Source organism: Micromonospora sp. NPDC002575, assembly GCF_042889525.1.
Lineage (GTDB): Bacteria > Actinomycetota > Actinomycetes > Mycobacteriales > Micromonosporaceae > Micromonospora > Micromonospora carbonacea.
The window spans coordinates 210,850-230,113 of the sequence record NZ_JBIARA010000011.1; the positions used below are offsets into that span (position 1 = coordinate 210,850).

Consider the following 19,264-nt stretch of genomic DNA (forward strand, 5'->3'; position numbering starts at 1 on the left):
CGCGGGGTCAGTCGCGGCGCAGCCAGAGCACGCCCAGCGGCGGCACCCGCAGCGCCACCGACGCCGGCAGCCCGTGCCACGGCACGCCCTGCGCGTGCACCTCGCCGAGGTTGCCCACCCCGGAGCCGCCGTAGTGGTGGGCGTCGGTGTTGAGCACCTCCGTCCACGTGCCGGCGGCGGGCAGCCCGATCCGGTAGTCCTCCAGCGGCAGGGCCGAGAAGTTGGCCACGCACACCAGCGTCGCGCCGTCGGGGGCGATCCGCACGAACGACACCGTGTTGTGGGCGACGTCGTCGCCGGCGATCCAGCGGAACCCGGCCGGGGTGGTGTCCTGCGCCCACAGCGCCGGGGTGTCCCGGTAGACGCGGTTGAGGTCGCCGACGAGGCGCTGCACGCCGGCGCGCGCCGGGTCGTGCAGCAGGTACCAGTCGAGGCCGCGCTCCTCGCTCCACTCCCGGTCGTCGCCCAGCTCGCAGCCCATGAACAGCAGTTGCTTGCCCGGGTGCGCCCACATGTACGCCAGCAGCGCCCGCACGTTGGCCAGCCGCTGCCAGGTGTCCCCGGGCATCTTTGCCACCAGGGAGCCCTTGCCGTGCACCACCTCGTCGTGGCTGATCGGCAGCACGTAGTTCTCGCTCCACGCGTACGCCAGGGAGAAGGTGAGCTGATGGTGGTGGTGCTGCCGGTAGATGGGATCCTTCGACGTGTAGAGCAGGGTGTCGTGCATCCAGCCCATGTTCCACTTGAACCCGAAGCCGAGCCCGCCGTCGGCGGTGGAGCGGGTCACCCCGGGCCACGCCGTCGACTCCTCGGCGATCATCACCACCCCGGCGTGGTGCTTGTAGACGGTGGCGTTGACCTCCTGCATGAAGGCGATCGCCTCCAGGTTCTCCCGGCCGCCGTGCTGGTTGGGGACCCACTGCCCCTCGGGGCGGGAGTAGTCGAGATAGAGCATCGACGCCACCGCGTCGACCCGCAGCCCGTCGACGTGGAACTCGTCGCACCAGTACAGCGCGTTGGCGACCAGGAAGTTGCGCACCTCGCGGCGGCCGAAGTCGAAGACGTACGTGCCCCAGTCGGGGTGCTCGCCGCGGCGCGGGTCGGGGTGCTCGTAGAGCGGGGTGCCGTCGAAGCGTGCGAGGGCCCACTCGTCCTTGGGGAAGTGCGCGGGCACCCAGTCGAGGATCACCCCGACGCCGGCGTTGTGCAGCGTGTCCACGAGGTGCCGGAAGTCGTCGGGGTCGCCGAACCGGGACGTCGGCGCGTAGTAGCCGGTGACCTGGTAGCCCCAGGAGCCGCCGAACGGGTGCTCCATCACGGGCAGGAACTCCACGTGGGTGAAGCCCAGCTCGGTCACGTACGCGGTGAGCTGCTCGGCCAGCTCCCGGTAGCCGAGGCCGGGCCGCCACGAGCCGAGGTGCACCTCGTACACGCTCATCGGCTCCTGGTGCGGCTGCCGCCGCGCCCGCCGGGCGAGCCAGTCGGCGTCGGTCCACTCGTACGCCGAGCGGTGCACCACCGACGCGGTGGCCGGCGGCACCTCCGCGTACGCGGCGAGGGGGTCGGCCTTGTCCCGCCACCGGCCGTCGGCGCCCAGCACCCGGTACTTGTACTTCGCCCCGGCCGGCACGTCGGGCACCAGGATCTCCCACACGCCGCTGGAGCCCAGCGACCGCATCGGCCAGCCGTCGTCGGGGTTCCAGCCGGTGAAGTCGCCGACGACCCGCACGCCGCGGGCGTTGGGCGCCCACACGGCGAACGCGACGCCCGCGTCGAGCACCCGCGCGCCGAGGGCCTCCCACAGCCGCTCGTGCCGGCCCTCGCCGATCAGGTGCAGGTCCAGCTCGCCGAGGCTGGGCAGGTGCCGGTACGGGTCGTCGCGCAGCGCGCCGTCGACGTCGAGCCGGTAGTCCAGCACGGTGCCGGGCAGGACGACCTCGAACACGCCCGCGTCGTGGACCCGGGTCATCGGGTACCGCTGCCCGCCGACGACGGCGCTCACCCGCCGGGCGCCCCGGCGCAGCGTGCGGATCGTGGTGCGCCCGTCGGCGGGGTGCGCGCCGAGCACGGCGTGCGGGTCGTGCGCGGTGCCGGCGATCAGCTCGTCCATCGGGCCTCGTCCTTGTCAGCAGCAGCATCGGCGTCGGTGGTGGGGGCGGTGGTGCCCGCGGGAGCGGGCCGGCGCACGGTGAACACGTGCGCGGGCTGGAGGTACGGGTCGAGCCGCACGGCGTTGCGCTGCCCCCAGTCGTAGACCGCGCCGGTCAGCTCGTCGTGGACGGTGAACCGGTCGGACCAGTCCAGGCCCAGCGCCGGCATGTCGAGGGTGGTGTTGCCCCACTGCACGGTCTGCGAGTCGAACGAGCAGACCACGAGCACCAGGTTGCCGGTGTCGGGGTCGCGTTTGGACCAGCACAGCAACGCCGGGTTGTCGATGTCGTGGAAGACGAGGTTGCGCAGCCGGTGCAGGGCCGGGTTGTCGCGCCGGACCCGGTTGAGGGTGGCGATGAACGGGGCCAGTGACCGCCCCTGCTCCTGCGCGCCGGCCCAGTCGCGGGGACGCAGCTCGTACTTCTCGTTGTCGAGGTACTCCTCCGCGCCGGGCCGGGCCACGTGCTCGAACAGCTCGTAGCCGGCGTACATGCCCCAGGAGGGGCTCAGCAGCGCCGCCAGCACCGCCCGGATCTTGAACATCGGCGGGCCGCCGTGCTGCAACGACTCGTGCAGGATGTCGGGCGTGTTGGGCCAGAAGTTGGGCCGCATGTGGTCGGCGGAGGCGACCAGCTCCTCGCAGTACTCCCGCATCTGCGCGGCCGTCGTGCGCCAGGTGAAATAGGTGTACGACTGCGTGAAGCCGATCTTGCCGAGCCCGTGCATGATCGCCGGCCGGGTGAACGCCTCGGCCAGGAACAGCACGTCGGGGTCGACCTTCTTGACCTCCGTGATCAGCCAGTGCCAGAAGTCGAACGGCTTGGTGTGCGGGTTGTCCACCCGGAAGATGCGGATGCCCTCGCCGACCCAGTGCAGCACCACCCGCAGGATCTCGGCCCGGATGCCCTCGGGGTCGTTGTCGAAGTTCAGCGGGTAGATGTCCTGGTACTTCTTCGGCGGGTTCTCCGCGTACGCGATGCTGCCGTCGGCCCGGGTGGTGAACCACTCCGGGTGCGCGGTGACCCACGGGTGGTCCGGCGCGCACTGCAACGCCAGGTCCATCGCCACCTCCAGGCCCTGCTCGGCGGCGGCGGCGACGAAGTCGCGGAAGTCCTCCGGCGTACCCAGGTCGGGGTGGATGGCGTCGTGGCCGCCCTCGGCCGCGCCGATCGCCCACGGCGAGCCCACGTCGTCGGGCCCGGCGGTGAGCGCGTTGTTGCGGCCCTTGCGGTTGACCCGGCCGATCGGGTGGATCGGCGGAAGATAGAGCACGTCGAAGCCCATCGCCGCGACCCCGGGCAGCCGGTCCATCGCGGTGGCGAACGTGCCGGAGCGGGCCGGGGCGTCCACGGTCGCCGGGATCGCGCCCTCCGAGCGGGGGAAGAACTCGTACCACGCGGAGAAGAGCGCCCGGGGGCGGTCCACCCACAGCCGGTACTCGTCGCCGGTGGTGACCAACTCGCGCACCGGGTGGGCCCAGAGCAGGTCGGCCAGGTCGAGGGCCGGGGCGACCCGGGCGGGCAGCTCCCGGCCGTCGTCGTCCAGCGCGGCCACCGCCGCCTTGACCCGGGCGACGTCGCCCGCCGGCACCACGGCCAGGGCGGCGGTCAGCACGCGTACGCCCTCGGCCAGGTCGTTGGCCAGCTCCGCCGCGCCCTGCCCGGCGGCGATCTTCTTGGTCACCGCGTTCTGCCAGGTCAGGTACGGGTCCTGGAACGCCTCGACGGCGAAGGTCCACTCGCCTACTGCGTCGGGGCGGATGGTGGCGTGCCAGCGGTCGTGGCCGGGCTCGCCGGGGCGCATCCGGGTGAAGGGCCGGGCCCGTCCGTCGGGGCCGAGCCAGACCACGTTGCAGCCCAGCGCGTCGTGCCCCTCCCGGTAGGCGCGGGCGGACACCGGCACCGCCTCGCCGACCACCGCCTTGGCCGGGTAGCGACCGCAGGAGACGGCGGGGGAGACGTCTTCGATCGGGAACCGTCCAGTCACCCTGTCAACCTACCTGTGCGAGATCGTCTCGCGCGCGGGCAAGCTCCCCCGGATCCCGCTACGGCTCGACCAGCCCGCGCACGAGCGGATCGTCGGGGTCGACGACGGGGTGCTCCGCCAGGACCGCCCGCGCCTGCGCGTAGTCCTCCGCGCCCAGCGCCGCCGCCGGGTTGCTGTGGCGGCTCGACCGGGACAGCACGGTGCCCTCCTGCGAGTCGGCCGAGAAGGCCGCGTACGCCGCGTCGACGCCGTCGGCCGGCAGGCCGCAGTGGTCCAGCACGGCGGCGAGGGTCGCCTTGGGGTCGGCGTCGAGCGCCTCGTAGGCCACCGGCAGCAGCGGCACCCCGGCGCGGCGCAGCGCGCGGTAGCGGTCCAGCACCGACAGCCAGGTCAACACGTACGCCTCCGTCGGCGTCGGCTGCCGCTCGTGGCGGGCGACGAAGGGCATGATCAGCGGGGCCTGGGCCAGCACGTGCTTCAGGAACGCCAGCTGCGCCGCCGGGTCGGGCAGGTGCGGGGTGAAGCCCTGGTGCATCGACTCCAGCCACGGGCGCGCGTCGCGGTGCAGGAACACGCCCCGGGCGTCGGGGAACACCTGGTGGAACAGGTCGCCGAGCTGGATTCCGCTGGCCCGGAACTTGACCGCCAGCGTTTCGGCGCGCCCGCTTCCGGTGTTGGCGAGGACGCGGACGCAGCTTTGGATCAGCCGTGCGTACTCCGCGTCGCGGCCCGGGTCGTCGTGCCGCAGCAGCGCGATCTCGGTGAAGACGTCGGGCTCCGAGTAGCTGCGCACCCCGGCCACCTCGCCCAACGCCCTGCTGAGCAGCGTCGACCCGCAGCGCCCGACGGAGTAGACCAGGACCAGCCGGTCCGGGTCGGGCAGGCCGTCGGCGAGCCGGTGCAGGGCGTCGTAGGGCACCGTGACCAGCCGCTGCGCGGCCCGGTACTGGTCGAGGTAGAGGAACGGCCCGCCGGCCAGGTCGACCCCCGGCGGGGTCTGCACGAAGTACGCGAGGCGGTGCTCGTCGTCGAGGCAGTGCAGGCTGACGTCGGGGTCGCCGAGCAGGCTCTCCGCCGGCACCGACCCGCCCGGTCGTACGACGAAGTTGTGCGGGCTGGCCGGGACGAACTCGGCCGGCGCGACCTTGTCGAGGATGTCCAGCACCTGCGCGGACCCGTTCGTATCCATCGATGCCAGACGCTACGCGGAATCACGGCGCGCGATCAAGCCCTCGCGGAGCGCTGGGGCTCGGTCGGGCGGCTGCCGGCCCACCGCGTCGCTTGCGGTGCGTGATGCTTGCGCAGTGGGGCCGGTGACCACTCACCGTAACGGTCTGCTGGCTCCGCAGGACATGCCGCGCTCCCTTTGCTCTGCACCCACGGGCGCAGCACTCGGCCTACCAGGGGTTCTGCGGAGCCGTGGGCGGCGGGCGGCGCGGGGCCCGGTTGCGGTGCGTGAGCTGTTGCGTATGTGGGTGCAGAGCAAAGGGGCCGCCTGGCGGGTAGCCGGGCGTGCGGTGACCCCGTCAGGGTGACGGCATGCCAGCGGTGCCGGGGGGATTCGTGCCGGGCCGGAGCGCACTCACCCTGATCGGCGACGATGCCGCCGTCCCACGCCAGGCGAACCTGCCCGCCGGCGGACTCTGGCGGCTGGTCCTGGGCGTCCTGGGGCTCGGGCTGCTGGCGATCGGCCCGTTCCTGGTGTACGCCGCCGCCTTTCTCGTCACCGACGAGCCCACCCTCAACCGTTGGATCATGGCGGCGGCCGGCGTCGGAGTCACCCTGTCGTGCCTCGGGCTGGCCCGGCGCGAAGCGCTGCGGCACGACCGCGCCCGACGGGACCAGCGTCGCCTGGAGACGGTCGGCGTCGCCGCGACCGCCGAGATCGCCGCCGTGCGGCCCGCCTCGCTCGGTGAGGAGAGCGGGATCGAGGTGAGCCTGCTGATCGGCGGGCCCGGGTTCGAGCCGTTCGCCACCACCTCGCAGTGCAAGGAGCATCCCAGCCTGGAGGTCGGCGCGCGGCTCAACGCCGTGGTCGACCCGACCGACCGGCTGTACGCGATAGTGCTTAGCTAGGCCGGCAGACTCTGCGCCACGAACGCCCCCTTTGCCCTGATGCACCTCGATCCCACCCCGCTCATCGAGGCACCAAAGCGTGGCTCTGAACTGGTAGATCTTGGTATCAAATGGCCCCTCTGGGGGTCGAAATTGACCAAGATCTACCGGCCTTCATCTCTCTCTGCCTGTGCCGGAGGGTTCGGCGCCACGAACGCCCCTTGCCCTGCCGGGTGATGATCCAGCCTCGTTCTTCGAGGATCCGGAGGGCGAATCGAACCGGCCATGCGCTCGATTGGTACTGCCCGCGCATCGTTCCACGCCCCCCGCTGTGGCTGGTGCTTCCTTACGCGCCGACCGAGCGGTAGACCTCGACGGTGCGGGCGGCGATCGCGTCCCAGGAGAAGTGCTCGACCGCCCGCGCCCGCCCGGCCCTGCCCAGCGTGGCAGCCTTCGCCGGGTCGGCCAGCACCCGGTTGATCGCCGCCGCCAGGTCGGCCACGAACCGCTGCGGGTCCAGCGGCGTGCCCGAGCCGTCGGCGGCCTGCTCGATCGGCACCAGCAGCCCCGTCTCGCCGTCGGCGACGACCTCGGGGATCCCGCCGGTGGCGGTGGCCACCACCGCCGTCTCGCAGGCCATCGCCTCCAGGTTGACGATGCCCATCGGCTCGTAGACCGAGGGGCAGACGAAGACCGTGGCGTGGGTGAGCACCTGGATCACCTCGTGCTTGGGCAGCATCTCCGCCACCCAGACCACCCCGGAGCGCTTCGCCCGCAGCTCGGCCACGAGGCCCTCCACCTCGGCGGCGATCTCCGCCGTGTCGGGGGCGCCGGCGAGCAGCACGAGCTGGGTGTCGCCCGGCAGCTCCCGGGCGGCCCGCAGCAGGTACGGCAGCCCCTTCTGCTTGGTGATCCGCCCGACGTAGACGACGCTGGGGCGGGCCGGGTCGATGCCGAGCCGGTCCACCACGTCGGTGCCGGGGTCCGGGGCGTACTGGGCGGTGTCGATGCCGTTGTAGACCACCTTCACCCGGTCGGGGTCCACCGCCGGGTACGCCGCCAGCACGTCGGCGCGCATGCCCGCGCTGACCGCGATGATCGCGTCGGCCGCCTCGTACGCGGTGCGCTCGCACCAGGAGGAGAGCGCGTAGCCGCCGCCGAGCTGCTCGGCCTTCCACGGCCGCAGCGGCTCCAGGCTGTGCGCGGTGACCACGTGCGGCACCCCGTGCAGCAGCTTCGCCGTGTGCCCGGCCAGGTTGGCGTACCAGGTGTGGCTGTGCACCACGTCGGTGCCGGCGCACGCGGCGGCCATCTCCAGGTCGACGCCCATGGTGCGCAGCGCGGCGTTCGCGCCGGCGAGGCCGGCCGGCTCGGCGTACGCGGTGACGCCCGGCTCGGTGCGCGGCGCGCCGAAGCAGTGCACCCGCACGTCGGCCAGCCGGCGCAGCTCGCGGGCCAGGTATTCCACGTGCACGCCGGCCCCGCCGTACACCTCCGGCGGGTACTCGCGGGTGAGCAGATCGACGCGGAGCTGTGCGGTGGCCGGGGCGGAGGCGGTCATGCCCCGCACCCTAGTGCAGAAGTCCGTCCGTACGAGTGGTGAAGTCGCACGCGGATGGTTAGCGTCTGGGCATGGCTGACAAGGTGCTCGCGATCGTCCTGGCCGGTGGAGAGGGCAAGCGCCTGATGCCGCTCACCGCGGACCGGGCGAAGCCCGCCGTCCCGTTCGGCGGGATGTACCGCATGGTCGACTTCGTCCTGTCCAACCTCGCCAACGCCGGCTTCATCAAGATCGTGGTGCTGACCCAGTACAAGTCCCACTCGCTGGACCGGCACATCACGATGACGTGGCGGATGTCGACGCTGCTCGGCAACTACGTCACGCCGGTGCCGGCGCAGCAGCGCCGCGGCCCCTGGTGGTTCGCCGGCTCGGCCGACGCGATCTACCAGAGCTTCAACCTGATCCACGACGAGCAGCCCGACTACGTGATCGTCTTCGGCGCCGACCACATCTACCGGATGGACCCCCGGCAGATGGTCGACGACCACATCGCCTCCGGGGCCGGGGTGACCGTCGCGGGCATCCGCCAGCCGCTGTCGATGGCCGACCAGTTCGGCGTGATCGAGGTCGGCCCCGACGGGCGGCGGATCCGGGCGTTCCGCGAGAAGCCCACCGACGCCGTCGGCCTGCCCGACGCCCCCGACCAGATCTACGCCTCGATGGGCAACTACGTCTTCACCACCAAGGTGCTCCTGGAGGCCGTCGAGCAGGACGCGGAGGACAAGACCAGCAAGCACGACATGGGCGGCAGCATCATCCCGATGCTGGTCGAGCGCGGCGAGGCCAACGTCTACGACTTCCGCGACAACGAGGTGCCGGGCAGCACCGACCGCGACCGCGGCTACTGGCGGGACGTGGGGACGCTCGACTCGTTCTACGACGCCCACATGGACCTGATCAACGTGCACCCGGTGTTCAACCTCTACAACTTCGAGTGGCCCATCTACACCGAGCAGCCGCCGTACCCGCCGGCGAAGTTCGTCCACCAGTGGGGCGAGCGGGTCGGCCGGGCCGTCGGCTCGATGGTCTCGCCCGGCGCGGTGATCTCCGGCAGCCTGGTGGAGAACTCGATCGTCTCGCCGAAGGTCAAGGTGCACTCCTGGGCGCACGTCGACGGCTCGGTGCTGATGGAGGGCGTGGACATCGGCCGGCACGCCGTGGTCCGCCGGGCCATCCTCGACAAGAACGTGATCGTTCCCGAGGGGGCCGAGATCGGCGTCGACCTGGAGAAGGACCGGCAGCGCTACACGGTCTCCGACAACGGCATCGTGGTGATCGGCAAGGGGCAGCGGGTCGAGCCCTGAACCGCCCACACTTGTCCTGTGGTGTGTGAGCCCGGCCCGCGCCGGGAAGACCCATCGTCCGTAGCGTCCCTGGAGGTTGCAGCAGTGGCCCACCCCCGCGCCGGTCAGCCCGCCGAGCCCACCGACCTGGTCGACGTGCCCCGGCTGGTCACCGCCTACTACGCCGAGCATCCCGACCCCGACGACCCGGCGCAGCAGGTCTCCTTCGGCACCTCCGGGCACCGGGGGTCGAGCCTGCGCCGCGCGTTCAACTCCGACCACATCCTCGCCGTCACCCAGGCGCTGTGCGACTACCGCCGCCAGCAGGGCATCGACGGCCCCCTGTTCCTCGGCCGGGACACCCACGCCCTGTCGGCCCCGGCGGCCGTCGACGCGCTGGAGGTGCTCGCCGCCAACGGGGTCACCGTGCTGCTCGACAGCCGCGACGGCTACACCCCCACCCCGGCGGTGTCGCACGCCATCCTGACCCACAACCGGGGCCGCACCTCGGGGCTCGCCGACGGCATCGTGATCACCCCGTCGCACAACCCGCCCGACGACGGCGGGTTCAAGTACAACCCGACCCACGGCGGCCCCGCCGACTCCGACGTGACCCGGTGGATCCAGGACCGCGCGAACGCGATCCTCGCCGCCGGGCTCAAGGAGGTCGACCGCATCCCGTACGCGCGGGCCCGCGCCGCCGACACCACCGGCACGTACGACTTCCTCGCCCACTACGTCGACGACCTGCCCGCCGCGCTCGACCTCGACGCCGTACGCGCCGCCGGGGTGCGCATCGGCGCGGACCCGCTCGGCGGGGCCAGCGTCGCGTACTGGGGGGAGATCGCGCAGCGCCACCGGCTCGACCTCACGGTGATCAACCCGGCGGTCGACCCGACCTGGCGGTTCATGACCCTCGACGGCGACGGCAAGATCCGGATGGACTGCTCCTCGCCGAACGCGATGGCGTCGCTGATCGCCGCCCGCGGCGACTACCAGGTCTCCACCGGCAACGACGCCGACGCCGACCGGCACGGCATCGTCACGCCCGACGGGGGCCTGCTCAACCCCAACCACTACCTCGCCGTGGCCATCGGGCACCTGTTCCGCACCCGGTCGGAGTGGGGCCCCGGCGCGGCCGTCGGCAAGACCCTCGTGTCGTCGTCGATGATCGACCGGGTCGCCGCGGACCTGGGCCGGCCGCTGCTGGAGGTGCCGGTGGGGTTCAAGTGGTTCGTCCCGGGCCTGCTCGACGGCGCGGTCGGCTTCGGCGGCGAGGAGAGCGCCGGGGCGTCGTTCCTGCGCCGCGACGGCAGCACCTGGACCACCGACAAGGACGGCATCCTGCTCTGCCTGCTCGCCGCCGAGATCATCGCGACGACCGGCAAGACGCCCAGCGAGCACTGGGCGGAGCTGGCCGGGCGCTTCGGCGCTCCCGCGTACGCCCGCATCGACGCCCCGGCCGACCGGCGGCAGAAGGCGGTGCTGGCGAAGCTCTCCCCGGAGCAGGTGACGGCGACGGAGCTGGCCGGCGAGCCGATCACGGCGACGCTGACCGCCGCGCCGGGCAACGGGGCGGCGCTCGGCGGCCTGAAGGTGACGACGGAGTCGGGCTGGTTCGCCGCCCGCCCCTCGGGCACCGAGGACGTCTACAAGATCTACGCGGAGTCGTTCCAGGGGCCGGAGCACCTGGCCCGGATCCAGGAGGAGGCCAAGGAGCTGGTCTCGGCGGTGCTCGGGCAGGCGTGAGCCGGGGCGCGGCCGGCGCGCCCCGATAACCCGGGCGGCTGTGCTCCGTTACCCCTAGCGGAACCCGGGCCGTCGAGGGCCCGGGTCGCGGGGGAAGGAGCGCCATGCGCGCGATGGTCGTGACGGGGGCCGGGTCGTGAGGGTCGTGGTGACCGGGGGAGCGGGCTTCATCGGCGCCAACCTGGTCCGGGAGCTGATCCGGGTCGACGGGGTCGGCGAGGTCGTGGTGGTCGACGACCTCTCCACGGGCTCGCTGGACAACCTGGCCGACCTCCCGGTGCGCCTGCTGGTGGGCTCCGTCATGGACCCGGACCTGCTCGACGAGGCCGTCGCCGGCGCGGCGAGCGTGGTGCACCTGGGCGCTCTCGGGTCGGTCCCCCGGTCCATCGCGGACCCGCTGCGCAGCCACCACGCCAACGCCACCGGCACGCTGACGGTGCTGGAGGCGGCGCGGCGGCACGGCGTCGGGCAGACCATCCTGGCGTCCTCGTCGTCGGTGTACGGGGCGAACCCGGTGCTGCCGAGGCGGGAGACCCTGCGCCCGATGCCGATGAGCCCGTACGCGGTGTCAAAGCTCGCGACGGAGGCGTACGCCAACGCCTACGCCTCCTGCTACGGGCTGCCCGTGCTGCCGTTCCGGTTCTTCAACGTCTTCGGGCCCCGGCAGGCCGCCGACCACGCGTACGCGGCGGTGGTGCCGCGGTTCGTCTCGGCGGCGCTGGACGGCCGGCCGTTGGAGATCTTCGGCGACGGCCTGCAGACCCGCGACTTCACCTACGTCGGCAGCGTCACCGACGTGCTGGTGGACGCGATCCTGCGCCGGGTGCACGTCCCGGACACCGTGAACCTCGCGTTCGGGGCCCGGATCTCCCTGCTCGACCTCGTCGCCGAGCTGGAGGCGGTGCTCGGCCGGCGGCTGGAGACCGTGCACGGGCCGCCACGCGCGGGGGACGTGCGCGACTCCCAGGCGGACTGCGGGCGGCTGCGTGAGCTGTTCCCCGCCGTGCGCCCCCACCCGTTGCGGGCGGGGCTGGAGGCCACCGTCGGCTGGATGGCCCGTCGCGTGCCCGCCGGCCGCTGACCGTGCCGCAGCCCCGCTCGGCGCTGGGGACCGTCGCCGGAGAGGGGCCGCCGGAGACCGGCGCGCGGGCGTCGGCCGCCGCGCCGCCCGCCGACGCCGGCCGGAGCCGCCGGCTGGCCGCCGGTGTCCTGACCGCCGGCCTCGCCCGGGGCGTCGGCCTGCTCGCGCCGGTGCTCCTGATCCCGGTCTGCCTGTCGCGGCTGGGCGCGGAGCGTTACGGGCTGTGGATGGCGGTGCTCGCCCTCACCGGCATGGCGGCCTTCGCCGACCTGGGCCTGGGGGCCGGGCTGATGACCAAGCTCGCGCCCTGCTTCGCCAGCGGCGACACGGCCCGGGCGCGCGGGTACGTCTCCACCGCCTATGCGGTGCTCACCGCCGTGGCGGTGACGCTGGGCGTCCTGCTGTGGTCGCTGGCCTGGCTGGTGCCGTGGACGGCGCTGTTCAACGTGGCGGGGGTGGTGGACCCGGGGGAGACCCGCGCCGTGGTCCTGATCTGCCTCACCTCGTTCCTGGTGAACATCCCGCTGGCCCTGGTGGTCCGCGTGCAGTACGCCTACCAGCAGGTGGGCGAGAGCAACCTGTGGCAGGGGGCGGGCGCGCTGGCCACGGTCCCGCTGGTCCTGCTCGTGGCGCGGCTGGGGCTGCCGCCCGTCGCGGTCGTCGCCGCCGCGTCGGCGGGCCCGCTGCTGGCCAACCTGGCGAACAGCGCGTGGGTCTACGGCCGGCGGATGCCCGCGCTGCGGCCGGGCATCGGCGCGGTCGACCGCCGGCTGGGGGCCGCGCTGCTCCGCCTCGGCGGGATGTTCTTCCTGGTGACCGTCCTGACCGGGCTGTCGACCAACATGGACAACCTGATCATCACGCACACCCTCGGCCCGGAGAGTGTCACCGCGTACGCGGTACCGGCCCGGCTGGCCCTGGTGCTCGGCGCGCTCGTGACGATGCTCAACCTGCCGCTGTGGTCGGCCAACGGCGACGCCCTGGCCCGGGGCGACCTGGCCTGGGTCCGCCGGACGGTCCGCCGGATGGTCCTGCTCTCCGTGCTCGCCACCGTGCCGCCGGCGGTCGGCCTGGTGCTGGCGGGCGACCGGCTGTTCGCCGCCTGGCTGCCGGTGCCGCTCGACGGCGACCGGTGGCTGCTCGGCGGCCTCGCGCTGTGGTTCCTGCTGCTCGGCTCGTTCTCGGCCCTGATGATGGTGCAGAACGCCGCCGGGGTGGTCCGTCCGCAGGTGGTCGGGCTGGTCGCCTACGTCGGCGTCGCCGCGGTGGCCAAGTGGCACGCCGCCGAGGCGTACGGGCTGGCCGCCGTCCCGTTCGTCGGCGCCGCCGTCTACGCGCTGACCGTGCTGCCCGCCGGGCTGTACGGCTACCGGCGCACGCTCGCCCGCTACGGCGGCCTCCCCTCGGCGAGTCCGTCCGCCGGGCCGGCCGTTGAGCAGGACGGCGAGGCCGTCGGGGCCCGCCGGGAACGGAGACCGACACCATGACGCGGACGGACGGCGGGGCGGGCTGGGTGGCGATCGTCGGCCCGTTCCGGTTCCCCTGGGGACAGGCGAGTTCCCGGCGGGTGCACGGCATCGCCTGCTCGCTGGCGGCGGCGGGGCGGCACGTCGTCGTCGCCTGCGGCGAGCACGGTCCCGGGCTGACCCCGCTGCCCGACGCGGTGGGGCCGGGCTCGGTGTCCTATCTGGGGCTGGGCGAGATCCCGCCGGCCGGGGCGGGCAAGCTCGACAAGGCGGCGCGGGCGTGGTGGAGCTGGGGGGCGCGGACGGTGCGCTGGCTGGACGGCCGGCCGACGCGGCCGAGCCACGTGGTGCTCTACAACGGCGACGCCCCGTACGCGGCGCGCCTGCGGGCCTGGTGCCGGCGCAACGGGGTGCCGGTGATCGCCGACGTGGTGGACCGGTACAGCCCGGAGCAGCTCCGGGGCGGCCGGTTCGCCCCGCCGTACCTCAGCGCGCTGCTGGCGTTCCGCTACCACTACCCGCGCTGCGCCGGCGTCATCGCGGTCAGCTCCTATCTCGGCGACCACTTCCGGGGGTACGGCCTGCCGGTGCTGCGGGTGCCTCCGACGCTGGACGCCCGCGCCCTGGCCGTCCTCGCCGACCACCGGCCCGACGGGGACGGCCCCCTCCGGCTCGTGTACGCGGGGGATCCGGGCCGCAAGGACCTCGTCGCCACCATCGTGCGGGCGGTGGAACAGGTGGGCGGGGCGGGGGACCGGGTCGAGTTGCGCGTCGTCGGCCCCACCGTCGAGCGGGTCCGCGAGCTGCTCGGGGGCGAGCCGGTGCCGGCCGGCGTGCGGGTGTTGGGCCGGTTGCCGCAGCAGGAGGTGTGGGCGGAGGTGCGCCGGGCGGACTTCAGCGTGCTGCTGCGCCCGCCGACGCGCTTCAACCGGGCCGGATTCCCCACGAAGTTCGGCGAGAGCCTGGCCAACGGCACACCGGTGATCGCCAACCTGACCAGCGACCTGGCCGAGCACCTGACCGACGGTGTCGAGGGGCTGGTCTGCCCCGACCACTCGGTGGACGCCCTCGCCGCGACCCTGCGCCGGGCGCTGCGGCTGAGCGTGGAGGACCGTGCCCTCATGCGCAAGGCCGCCCGCCGGCGGGCCCTGGAGTCGTTCGACTTCCGGGTCCACGCGCGGGCGCTGGCCGACTTCCTGGACTCGGTCCGGCCCTGAGCGGCGGGCGCGATATGCACCTTTTGGCGCTAATGCGTGACTTGTGGTGCCCCAGGTCGTTGATCTCGGCGACGACCGACAGGCCGAACGCAGGGGCGAGGACGAGGAAACGCTGATGAACCCAACGACAGCGGGGCGTCGGGTGCTGATCACCGGGGGGACCGGCTCGTTCGGCCGGACGATGACCCGGCGGCTGCTCGACCGCGGTGTGAGCGAGGTCCGGGTGCTCAGCCGGGACGAGGCCAAGCAGGACGCGATGCGCCGTGTCCTCGCCGACGGGCGGGTGAGCTACCACATCGGCGACGTGCGCGACTACGACAGCGTGAGGAGCGCCAGCCGGGGGGTGGACTTCGTCTTCCACGCCGCCGCCCTCAAGCAGGTGCCGTCGTGCGAGTTCTTCCCGCTGGAGGCCGTCCGCACCAACGTGTTGGGCAGCGCGAACCTCATCGAGGCGGCCACCCGCAACGGGGTCCGTTCGGTGGTGGTGCTCAGCACCGACAAGGCCGTCCACCCGATCAACGCCATGGGCCTGACCAAGGCGTTGATGGAGAAGGTCGCCCAGGCGCACGCCCGGGCCAACTCGGGCGGCACCGTCGTGTCCTGCGTCCGGTACGGCAACGTCATGTACTCCCGGGGCTCGGTGATCCCGCTGTTCGTCGAGCAGATCCGCTCCGGCGCGATGCCCACCGTGACCAACCCCGCGATGACCCGGTTCCTGATGTCCCTGGCCGACTCGGTCGAACTGGTGGAGCACGCCTTCGCGCACGCGCGGGCCGGCGACGTCTTCGTCCGCAAGGCCGCCGCCTGCGCCATCGGCGACCTGGTCGTCGCCCTGTGCCAGCTCTTCGACGTGCCGGCCAAGTACGACGTGATCGGGGTGCGGCACGGCGAGAAGCAGCACGAGACGCTGGCCAGCCGGGAGGAACTCGCCCGGGCCGAGGACTTCGGCGACTTCTACCGGGTGCCGGTCGACGCCCGCGACCTCAACTACGCGGCGTACGTGACCGAGGGGACCCTCGGCGGCTCCCCGGCCGAGGACTTCACCTCCGCGAACGCGCGGCGGCTCACCGTACCGGAGATCGTGGCGCTGCTGCGCACGCTGCCCGAGATCCGCGCGGAGCTGGCCCTGCGCGAGCCGGCGCTGGCCCCGTGAAGGTCGCCCTCACCGGCGCGGAGGGCTTCCTCGGCTGGCACACCCGGGTGCTCCTGCGCGCGCTCGGCTGGCCCGATCCCGTCCTGATCGGCCGGGCCGACCTGGCCGACGCGGCCGTGCTGGCCGACCGGCTGCGCGGCGTCGACCGGGTGCTGCACCTGGCCGGGGTCAACCGCGGGGAGCCGGCCGAGGTGGCGGCCGGCAACGTCGCCGTCGCCGAGGCGCTCGCGCGCGGCCTGCGCCGCTGCGCGCAGCCGCCGAAGACCCTGGTGTACGCGAACACCGTCCAGGCCGGCAACGGCACCCCCTACGGCGACTCGAAGGCGGCGGCGGCGGCGATCCTGGCCGGGGCCGCCACCGGCTGCCACCTCGTCGACCACCGCCTGCCGCACCTGTACGGCGAGCACGGGCGGCCGTTCTACAACTCGGTGACGGCGACGTTCTGCCGGGTCCTCGCCGGCGGCGGGGCGCCCGAGCTGCGCGACGACCGCGAGCTGCGCCTCGTGCACGTCACCGACGCCGCCGCCGCGCTGCTCGACGCCCCGCCGGCCGGGGTCTGGGACGCCTCGATGCCGGCGCTGCGCATCGGCGTCCACGCCCTCGCCGCCCGGCTGGCCGGGTTCGCGGCGACCTACCGCAACGGGGAGCTCCCGCCGCTGGCCGACCGGCACGACGTGCGGCTGTTCAACACCTACCGCTCGCACCTGTTCCCGGCGAGCTACCCGATCCCGCTGGTCCGCCGCGCCGATCACCGGGGCGAGTTGGTGGAGGCGGTCCGCAGCCACGGCGGGGGGCAGGCGTTTTGCTCGGCCACCCGCCCCGGCGTGACCCGGGGCGAGCACTTCCACCTGGCCAAGATGGAGCGCTTCGTCGTGCTGCGCGGACGCGCCGAGATCCGGCTGCGCCGGGTCGGCCAGCGGGGGCTGGTCCGGTTCCCGGTCGACGGGGCCGAGCCGGTGGTGGTGGACATGCCGACGATGTGGGCGCACGACATCACCAACACCGGCGACGGGGACCTGCTCACCCTCTTCTGGACGAACGACCTGTTCGACCCGGCCCGGCCGGACACCTACCCGGAGCCCGTGGCCGCCGGGTAGGGCGCGGTCGCCAGCGGCGGGTTCCGGGGCGCAAACGACGGAGGTGGCCCTGATGACCAGGGTGATGACGGTGGTCGGCACCCGGCCGGAGATCATCCGGCTGTCCCGGGTGATCGACCTGCTGGACCGGACGGTGGACCACGTCCTCGTGCACACCGGGCAGAACTGGGACCCGGCGCTGTCCGACGTGTTCTTCAGCGACCTGCGGCTGCGCCGCCCCGACCGGTTCCTGCGAGTGGACACGGCGTCGCTCGGCCGGGTGCTCGGCGGGGTGCTGGTGGGCGTGGAGGCGGCGATCGAGGAGCACCGCCCGGACGCCCTGCTGGTGCTGGGCGACACGAACAGCTGCATCGCGGCGCTGATCGCCCGGCGGCTGCGGGTGCCGGTCTACCACATGGAGGCCGGCAACCGCTGCTTCGACCTCAACGTGCCCGAGGAGACCAACCGGCGGATGGTCGACCACGTCGCCGACTTCAACCTGGTCTACACCGAGCACGCCCGGCGCAACCTGCTCGCCGAGGGGCTGCACCCGCGCCGGATCCTGCACACCGGTTCGCCCATGCGGGAGGTGCTGGAGCACCACCGCGCCGCCGTCGAGGCGTCCACGGTGCTCGACCGGCTGGGCCTCGAACCCGGGGGGTACTTCGTGGTCAGCGCCCACCGCGAGGAGAACGTGGACGACCCGGCGCGGCTGCGGCGGCTGCTGGACTGCCTGGCGGCCGTGCGGGACGCCTGGCGGCTGCCGGTGCTCGTGTCCACCCACCCGCGCACCCGCAAGCGGCTGGAGGCGATCCCCGCCGCCGACGTGGCGCTCGACGGCATCGACTTCCACGAGCCGTTCGGGTTCCTCGACTACGTGCGCCTGCAGACCCGGGCGCGGTGCACCCTGTCCGACAGCGGCACGATCAGCGAGGAGGCCGCCATCCTCGGCTTCCCCGCCGTGACGCTGCGGGAGTCGATCGAACGCCCGGAGGCGCTGGACGCCGGCGGCATCATCATGACCGGGCTCGACCCGGCCGGCGTCGTCGAGGCGGTCGCCCTCACCGTCGACCAGGTGGCCGCGCACGGCGTGCCCTGCCCGGCGGACTACCGGGTGACGGACACGTCCCGCCGGGTGGTCGACTTCATCCTGTCGACCGTGCGCCGCCACCACGACTGGGCCGGCATCCGGCCCCGGTGCCAGCCCGCGCCGTGACGCCCGCCGGCCGGCGGCGGCCCGTGCTCACGGGGCCGGGTCGACCCGCCACAGCCGCCGCCACTGCCGCGCGACGTGGTCCAGGGTGAACGGCGAGTCGCGCAGCGCGCGGGCGATGTCGGCGCGCCGCGCGTCGTCCGCGCCGGCCTGTTCCAGCGCGACCCGCGCCCAGACCCGCGGCCCGGCGCTCAACGGCACCAGGGTCAGCCCCGAGACGAGGACGGACAGCTCCCGCAGGGACGGCAGGTCGGCCGCCACGACCGGCACGCCGACCGAGAGGGCTTCGAGCACCACGCCGGGCAGGCCCTCCCGCAGGGAGGGCAGCAGCAGCACGTCGGCGGCGTGCAGCACCGGGCCGACCTCCTCGACCTCCCCGGCGAGCACGACGTGCGGGTCGCGGTCGACGCCCGGATGCGCGGTGGTCAGGTCGTCGACGCCCAGCGGTCCGGCGACCAGCAGCCGGGCGCCGGGGTGGTGCTCCCGGGCGGCGTGGTGCACCTCGACGAGGAAGGGGCGGTTCTTCACCGGGTGGGCCCGGCCGAGGAAGCCGAACACCGGCACGTCGTCGGGCAGCTCCCAGCGACGTCGGGCGGCGGCGCGGTCCCAGCCGTCGGTCCTGGCGGTGTCCACGCCGTTGTAGAGCACCCGGTACCGGCGGTCGTGCGGCCGGGGACCGGCGAAGTCGACCGCCGCGGCCGTCACCCCCAGCACGTCGGTCGCTGCGTGCGCCAGCACGGCCCGGCACAGCCCGCGCAGGAGCCGACGCCGCAGCGAGGCCGGCTTGTCGTCGCCCTCGCTCCACATCCGGGCGATCCGTACCGGCACCCGGGCGACCCGGGCGGCGGCCAGGACCGCCGCGCTGAACAGGCTGATGTGGGAGACGACCACGTCGGGACGGGCCGCGCGCAGGCACCGCCACAGGCGCAGGGGGAACAGGTGGCGGGGGCGGAGCGGACACTGCACGACGGTGGCCCCGGCGTCCCGGTAGGCCGGGGTCAGCGAACCCGTCACGCCGTTGACGGTGACGAAGGTCTGGTGCGCCTGCCCGGGCGGCACGGCGCGGCAGATGTCCAGCGACGCCGTCTCGATGCCGCCCCGGTCGAGGCACCCGACCACGTGCAGGACCCGCACGGCCGGCGTCGACTCCGGCGGGCGGCGCTGGGCCGGGCGGGGCGCGGTCGGGTCCGCGAGGGTCATGGGCACTCCTTGGGCGGTGGGGTGGGGTGGGGTCGGCCCCGGGCGGTCCCGCGCCGTGGGGGACCGGCCCGGG

14 protein-coding genes are annotated in these 19,264 nt (G+C 73.7%); 9 read left to right on the forward strand and 5 right to left on the reverse strand.

Annotated elements, in window-relative coordinates; genetic code table 11:
* Positions 1-7: 7 nt before the first annotated feature.
* Genes glgB through ACFYWL_RS18440 form a run of 3 tightly spaced genes read right to left on the reverse strand, consistent with a single transcriptional unit; the run spans position 8 to position 5,326 of the window.
* Positions 8-2,110, reverse strand: coding sequence for a 1,4-alpha-glucan branching protein GlgB (gene glgB, locus ACFYWL_RS18430; protein WP_386974065.1), 2,103 nt, complete (start codon positions 2,108-2,110; stop codon positions 8-10).
* On the reverse strand, positions 2,098-4,137 hold the full coding sequence (locus ACFYWL_RS18435) for a maltotransferase domain-containing protein (RefSeq protein ID WP_386974067.1): 2,040 nt from the start codon (positions 4,135-4,137) through the stop codon (positions 2,098-2,100). The genes glgB and ACFYWL_RS18435 overlap by 13 nt, the downstream gene beginning before the upstream one ends.
* 58 nt (positions 4,138-4,195) lie before the next feature.
* Positions 4,196-5,326 (reverse strand): sulfotransferase family protein, encoded by a 1,131-nt coding sequence (locus ACFYWL_RS18440; RefSeq protein ID WP_386974069.1) that lies wholly within the window; start codon positions 5,324-5,326, stop codon positions 4,196-4,198.
* Positions 5,327-5,676: 350 nt separating this feature from the next.
* Between ACFYWL_RS18440 and ACFYWL_RS18445 the strand changes: the two genes are divergently transcribed.
* On the forward strand, positions 5,677-6,213 hold the full coding sequence (locus tag ACFYWL_RS18445) for a hypothetical protein (protein WP_386974072.1): 537 nt from the start codon (positions 5,677-5,679) through the stop codon (positions 6,211-6,213).
* A 325-nt stretch (positions 6,214-6,538) separates the two neighbouring features.
* Here the strand turns inward: ACFYWL_RS18445 and glgA are convergent, their stop codons facing one another.
* Positions 6,539-7,753 carry a glycogen synthase gene (gene glgA / locus ACFYWL_RS18450; protein WP_386974074.1) on the reverse strand — a complete coding sequence of 405 codons (1,215 nt, stop codon included), beginning with the start codon at positions 7,751-7,753 and terminating at the stop codon, positions 6,539-6,541.
* 71 nt (positions 7,754-7,824) lie between these two features.
* Between glgA and glgC the strand changes: the two genes are divergently transcribed.
* From glgC to wecB, 8 genes are all read left to right on the forward strand, one after another.
* Positions 7,825-9,057, forward strand: coding sequence for a glucose-1-phosphate adenylyltransferase (glgC, locus tag ACFYWL_RS18455; protein ID WP_386974076.1), 1,233 nt, complete (start codon positions 7,825-7,827; stop codon positions 9,055-9,057).
* Between the two features lie 84 nt (positions 9,058-9,141).
* Positions 9,142-10,785: a phosphoglucomutase (alpha-D-glucose-1,6-bisphosphate-dependent) gene (pgm, locus tag ACFYWL_RS18460; RefSeq protein ID WP_386974079.1), complete on the forward strand. Its 1,644-nt coding sequence runs from the start codon at positions 9,142-9,144 to the stop codon at positions 10,783-10,785.
* A 136-nt stretch (positions 10,786-10,921) separates the two neighbouring features.
* On the forward strand, positions 10,922-11,866 hold the full coding sequence (locus ACFYWL_RS18465) for an NAD-dependent epimerase/dehydratase family protein (protein WP_386974082.1): 945 nt from the start codon (positions 10,922-10,924) through the stop codon (positions 11,864-11,866).
* 2 nt (positions 11,867-11,868) lie between these two features.
* Complete coding sequence (locus tag ACFYWL_RS18470) at positions 11,869-13,353, forward strand: lipopolysaccharide biosynthesis protein (protein ID WP_386974085.1); 1,485 nt, start codon at positions 11,869-11,871, stop codon at positions 13,351-13,353.
* Positions 13,350-14,549 (forward strand): glycosyltransferase, encoded by a 1,200-nt coding sequence (locus ACFYWL_RS18475; RefSeq protein WP_386974088.1) that lies wholly within the window; start codon positions 13,350-13,352, stop codon positions 14,547-14,549. The genes ACFYWL_RS18470 and ACFYWL_RS18475 overlap by 4 nt, the downstream gene beginning before the upstream one ends.
* A 115-nt stretch (positions 14,550-14,664) precedes the next feature.
* Complete coding sequence (locus tag ACFYWL_RS18480) at positions 14,665-15,702, forward strand: polysaccharide biosynthesis protein (protein WP_386974091.1); 1,038 nt, start codon at positions 14,665-14,667, stop codon at positions 15,700-15,702.
* Positions 15,699-16,799 carry an NAD-dependent epimerase/dehydratase family protein gene (locus ACFYWL_RS18485; RefSeq protein ID WP_386974094.1) on the forward strand — a complete coding sequence of 367 codons (1,101 nt, stop codon included), beginning with the start codon at positions 15,699-15,701 and terminating at the stop codon, positions 16,797-16,799. The genes ACFYWL_RS18480 and ACFYWL_RS18485 overlap by 4 nt, the downstream gene beginning before the upstream one ends.
* A gap of 52 nt (positions 16,800-16,851) precedes the next feature.
* Complete coding sequence (gene wecB, locus ACFYWL_RS18490; RefSeq protein ID WP_386974097.1) at positions 16,852-17,994, forward strand: non-hydrolyzing UDP-N-acetylglucosamine 2-epimerase; 1,143 nt, start codon at positions 16,852-16,854, stop codon at positions 17,992-17,994.
* Positions 17,995-18,021: 27 nt separating this feature from the next.
* Here wecB and ACFYWL_RS18495 read toward each other — a convergent pair whose 3' ends face one another.
* Positions 18,022-19,191 (reverse strand): glycosyltransferase, encoded by a 1,170-nt coding sequence (locus ACFYWL_RS18495; protein ID WP_386974100.1) that lies wholly within the window; start codon positions 19,189-19,191, stop codon positions 18,022-18,024.
* Between the last annotated feature and the right edge of the window lie 73 nt (positions 19,192-19,264).